Below are 4,727 nucleotides of genomic sequence, written 5' to 3'. Positions count from 1 at the left end.
GCTGGGGGAATGAGCAGATGCGCGAGCGGTAATGCCGCCACCAGCGCGGCATACGTGGCGTAGCGACTTGCCCGGTGCTTGACCATGCCTCATCCCCGAATGCGGCGGTTCCCGCTTCCATCCTTACACGATCACGCGGATGTGCCAAAAAAAAGCGGCGCCGAAGCGCCGCGGAAAGCCAATGATCCGGGGGAGGGCCATTGGGATGGGACGAGGGATACGTTAGGGCTATTCCTGACGTTCGTCTGTCGGCCCGTGCCTACACGTATTCGGTGATGCATTTTCGGCAGACGGGACAGATCGGTCGAAATTCTCAAGTCCGCGCGTCGCATTCCTGTCACCTTGCGCGTCAGACCTTCCCACGGAGCAAGACGACATGGCTGTTTCATCCGATATCACTGTTAAGTACGCGGCTTACGTGGCCGTGATCCAGGCCACGACGGAGGAGCGCATCGACAGAATCCGTCGCGGCTTGCCACCTGCTCTTGTCGGGCAGCTGGCAAGTGACCTCCGCATTCCCGATCACAACCTGGCGCTCTACCTCGGCCTCAACCGGGCCAATCTGCGGCGACGGATGGCCGACGAAGAGCGGCTCAGCCCACAGGAATCCGAGGCGCCGTTGGCCATGGCGTCGCTTGCCGGCAGCGTGGTCATGGCTTGCCGGCAACCGTCTGTCGAACGGGGCATCGTCGCGGACCCGCTCGGCTGGCTGGGCCGATGGCTGCGTACGCCGCTGCCCGGGCTCGACGGCCGTGGCGCTCCTATCCAGTACATGGATGTCGTCGAGGGGCGGGCGGTCGTGGCGACGTGGCTGGCGGCGGCCCTCAGTCCTGGGTGCCCGCCGTGAGTTTGAGTGATGCAGTACATCGCGCTCTAACGGCAAAAACGCAAGAAGATGCGGATGCGTAAGCATCGACTGATCGCCTCGCTTGTCGCAAAGGCTCCGTGGTGAAAAAAAACCGACGCCTGTTTTTGCGGTCCCCGTCACGGCAACCCATCCACCGGTGAATGAACCCGTTCGTGGAAAGCCCCGCGAAAGCTTCGCGTCGCATGGCTGAAGGGGAAACAGGGGAGCAAGAAGCGGGATGGTGGGGAGTTCGTGATTTCCTGCGCTTCACGCAACACCGGGCAGGGAGACGAATGACCGGCGGGGAACATGCCGCTTAGCCAGATCGCCAGCGTGTCAGGGCTTCCGCCGTAGCGGAGGCAAATACGGGCTAACGAAGGATCATTCATGAAGATCGATGCTTTTGCTTCAGGGGTCACACGCAAAACTGCACTGACATTGGCCATTGCGCTGGCGATGACCTCGCTTTCCGCGCACGCCGAAGATGCATGGGTTTCCACGCATACCAGGGCCGCGATGCTCCCCGTCGCCGCTACGCAGACGCTCGCCGCAAGTTCAACGGCCGCCACGCCGGTGGCCAGTGGCTATGCGTTGAACATGACCGGTTCCCCGCACATCGACGGTGCGGCCGTCACCGCGGTGGCAGCCGATCATCCGCTGCACGTCGTGGTCAGCCTCAAGCTGCGCAATCCCGACCAGTTGCAGACCTTCCTCGCCGGCGTGACCACGCCCGGTAGCGCGCAATACGGTAAGTTCCTCTCGCCCGCGCAGTTCAAGGCGCAGTTCGGCCCGACGCAGGCGCAAGTCGACGCGGTTGTCGCGCACCTGCAGCAGGCTGGTTTCACCAACATCGACGTCRCACCCAACAATCTGTTGATCTCCGCCGACGGCAATGCCGGTGCCGCGACGACGGGCTTCCATACGTCGATCAAGCGCTTCACCTCGAACGGCCGCGAATTCTTTGCCAATGACACGCCTGCGCTTGTCCCTGCTGCGCTCGGTGAGTCGGTCGACGCTGTACTCGGTCTGCAGAACGTGTCGGTCAAGCACACGTTGCACCATGTCTATCACCCGGAGAACGTGACCGTACCTGGTCCGGCATCGAGCACGCAGGCGGCCGCCGCCGTGGGTGCGCATCATCCGCAGGACTTCGCAGCGATCTACGGCGCCAGTGGCGTACCGGCCGCGACGAAGACCGCGGTGGGCATCATTACCTGGGGTTCGATTACCCAGACGGTGACCGATCTGAATACCTTCACGTCGGGCGCGGGTCTGGCCACGGTCAACGCGACGATCACCAAGGTCGGCAGCGGTACCTTCGCCAACGACGATGACTCCAACGGTGAGTGGTCGCTCGACAGCCAGGATATCGTCGGTATCTCCGGCGGCGTGAAACAGCTGATCTTCTACACCTCGCCCAACGGCGACTCRAACTCCAGCGGCATCACCGACGCGGGCATCACCGCGACTTACAACAAGGCCGTCACCGACAATATCGCCAAGCTGATCAACGTGTCGCTCGGTGAAGACGAGACGGCCGCCGAAGAGTCCGGCACCCAGGCAGCGGACGATGCGATCTTCCAGCAGGCCGTGGCCCAGGGCCAGACCTTCTCGATCGCTTCGGGCGATGCGGGTGTCTACCAGTGGTCTACCGACCCGACCTCCGGTTCGCCTGGCTACGTGGCGAACTCGGCCGGTACGGTGAAGATCGACCTGACGCACTATTCGGTCAGCGAGCCGGCGAGCTCCCCGTACGTCATCCAGGTCGGCGGCACGCAGCTTTCCACCAGCGGTACGACGTGGTCGGGCGAAACCGTCTGGAACGAAGGCCTTTCGGCCATCGCGCCGAGCCAGGGCGACAACAACCAGCGCCTCTGGGCGACCGGTGGTGGTACCAGCCTCTATGAGGCGGCACCTTCCTGGCAGTCCGTCGTATCGAGCTCGACCAAGCGCGTGGGGCCAGACCTTTCGTTCGACGCGGCCTCGGCGTCGGGCGCCCTGATCATCATCGACGGACAGACGGAGCAGGTGGGTGGTACCAGCCTGGCATCGCCGCTGTTTGTCGGTGCTTTCGCGCGTATCRAATCGGCTGCCAACAACGCCATCGGCTTCCCTGCATCGAAGTTCTACGGTGCTTTCCCGACCCAGACCTCGTTGCTGCATGACGTGACGTCGGGCAACAACGGTTACCAGAACCACGGCTACACCGCCGCCACGGGCTTCGACGAGGCCACGGGCTTCGGCAGCTTCGACATCGGCAAGCTCAACACCTACGCCCAGGCCAACTGGGTCACCGGTGGCGGTGGCGGCACGAACGTTCCGCCGGTAGCGAACTTCAGTGTCGTGACCAGCGGCCTCACCGCGACCTTCACCGATAGCTCCACGGACAGCGACGGCAGCATCGCGTCGCATGCGTGGAACTTCGGTGACGGCTCGACCTCGACGGCGACGAGTCCGAGCCACACGTACACGGCGGCGGGCACGTACACCGTCAGCGAGACGGTGACCGATAACGCAGGCGCCACCAACGCCAAGAGTTCCTCGGTAACGGTGACCTCGTCCGGTGGCGGTGGTGGCAACACGCTGCAGAACGGCGTGGCGGTGACCGGCCTGTCGGCCGCGAAGAACGCCAAGCTCAACTACACCGTGGCGATCCCGTCGGGTGCGAAGAACCTGAAGATCGTCATCTCGGGTGGTTCGGGCGATGCGGACCTCTACGTGAAGTTCGGTTCCGCGCCGACGACGTCGAGCTACGACTGCCGTCCGTATGTGACCGGCAACTCGGAGACCTGCTCGTTCACGACGCCCTCGACCGGCACGTACTACGTGATGCTCAACGGCTACGCCGCGTTCTCGGGCGTTTCGCTGAAGGCGACCTGGACCAACTGATCCACGCGTGAGTAGAAGGAGGGCGCTCCCGGCGACGGGGGCGCCTTCTTCATTTTCGCCGCGCGTCGGTACACAATCCCCGCACGGCGGAGAGGGTGCCGGATGGAACAGGGTCGGGGGGCCACATGGACTATAAGGAACGTCAGGCAGAGGCGCGGGCGCGTTTTGCCGCAACGGACACGGCAGTGCTCGAGCGCATGTGGATTCGCGACGAGCGAGTCGACTGGGCCGAGGCGGCATTGCGTGCGGAACTCATCGACCGGGGTATCGATCCCGACGCGCTTGCACGGCGGCATATAGACGAACAGGCTGTCCGTCCGGCGTGGCTGAAGATGGAAGCGGTGCAGGTCGCCGCGCCATCAGCGCGCCCACCGGGCGCTGCCATGCCGCTGCGTTGGTTCATGGCTGTCTTTGCCGTCCTCGTCATCGGATCGATGGCGCTGATATGGGCCGCCAGCTATAGCAGCGAAGCCACTGCGGAGACTCGCAAGGTTGTCCTGCCGGTGTTCGGGGCCATCGCGGGCAGCAGTGTCTTGTTGCGATGGCTCAGGGTCGATTTCCGCTACGTGTTTTCGGGCCTATGGGCGACCGGACTGTGCGCCGCGACGGTGGTCTTCCTGTGCCTTCCGCACGCGGCGCCGACGGCGTCGCTATTGGACGACGTGAACGCCTTATCGAAGGCACAGCTCGCGGTTGGCGTCGAGCAGCGAGCCGTGGCTGCGGCATCCAAAGCGTCTGCAGACTGGCGGCTGGCGCGCGCCAATCTCAGGGCGCATATGATCGCCAGTGAGCGAGCGACGGTGGTCGGCGACGTGCAACTGGCGGATCTGGCGACGCGCGATCGCGTGCGCGACGCGCTGCGAAACTGGAGGAGCGATCTCGCCGCCCAGGACATGGTGGACGATCGCGCGCGTCGTGGGCTCGGGGACGCTGAAGCATCGGTGATCGCCGAAGGTGGTCGCCCCGCTGCCTCGATAACCCGGGACATGGC

3 protein-coding genes are annotated in these 4,727 nt (G+C 64.3%); all 3 read left to right on the top strand.

Annotated features, from left to right (window positions below; genetic code table 11):
- Positions 1–376 precede the first annotated feature (376 nt).
- Positions 377–847 carry an antitoxin Xre-like helix-turn-helix domain-containing protein gene (locus AC1DT2_RS16060; protein ID WP_477297404.1) on the top strand — a complete coding sequence of 157 codons (471 nt, stop codon included), beginning with the start codon at positions 377–379 and terminating at the stop codon, positions 845–847.
- Between the two features lie 387 nt (positions 848–1,234).
- Complete coding sequence (locus tag AC1DT2_RS16055) at positions 1,235–3,736, top strand: protease pro-enzyme activation domain-containing protein (protein ID WP_477297403.1); 2,502 nt, start codon at positions 1,235–1,237, stop codon at positions 3,734–3,736.
- Positions 3,737–3,861: 125 nt separating this feature from the next.
- Positions 3,862–4,727, top strand: an 866-nt coding sequence (locus AC1DT2_RS16050; protein WP_477297401.1) for a hypothetical protein, incomplete at its 3' end; no start/stop codon positions are given.

It is taken from the genome of Luteibacter sp. P4_E6 (assembly GCF_056401535.1).
This window is presented reverse-complemented; position numbering and strand designations above follow the sequence as displayed.

Coding starts and splice junctions, on each gene's coding strand:
- AC1DT2_RS16060 (WP_477297404.1), top strand. CDS start 377: ATGGCTGTTTCATCCGATATCACTGTTAAGTACGCGGCTTACGTGGCC.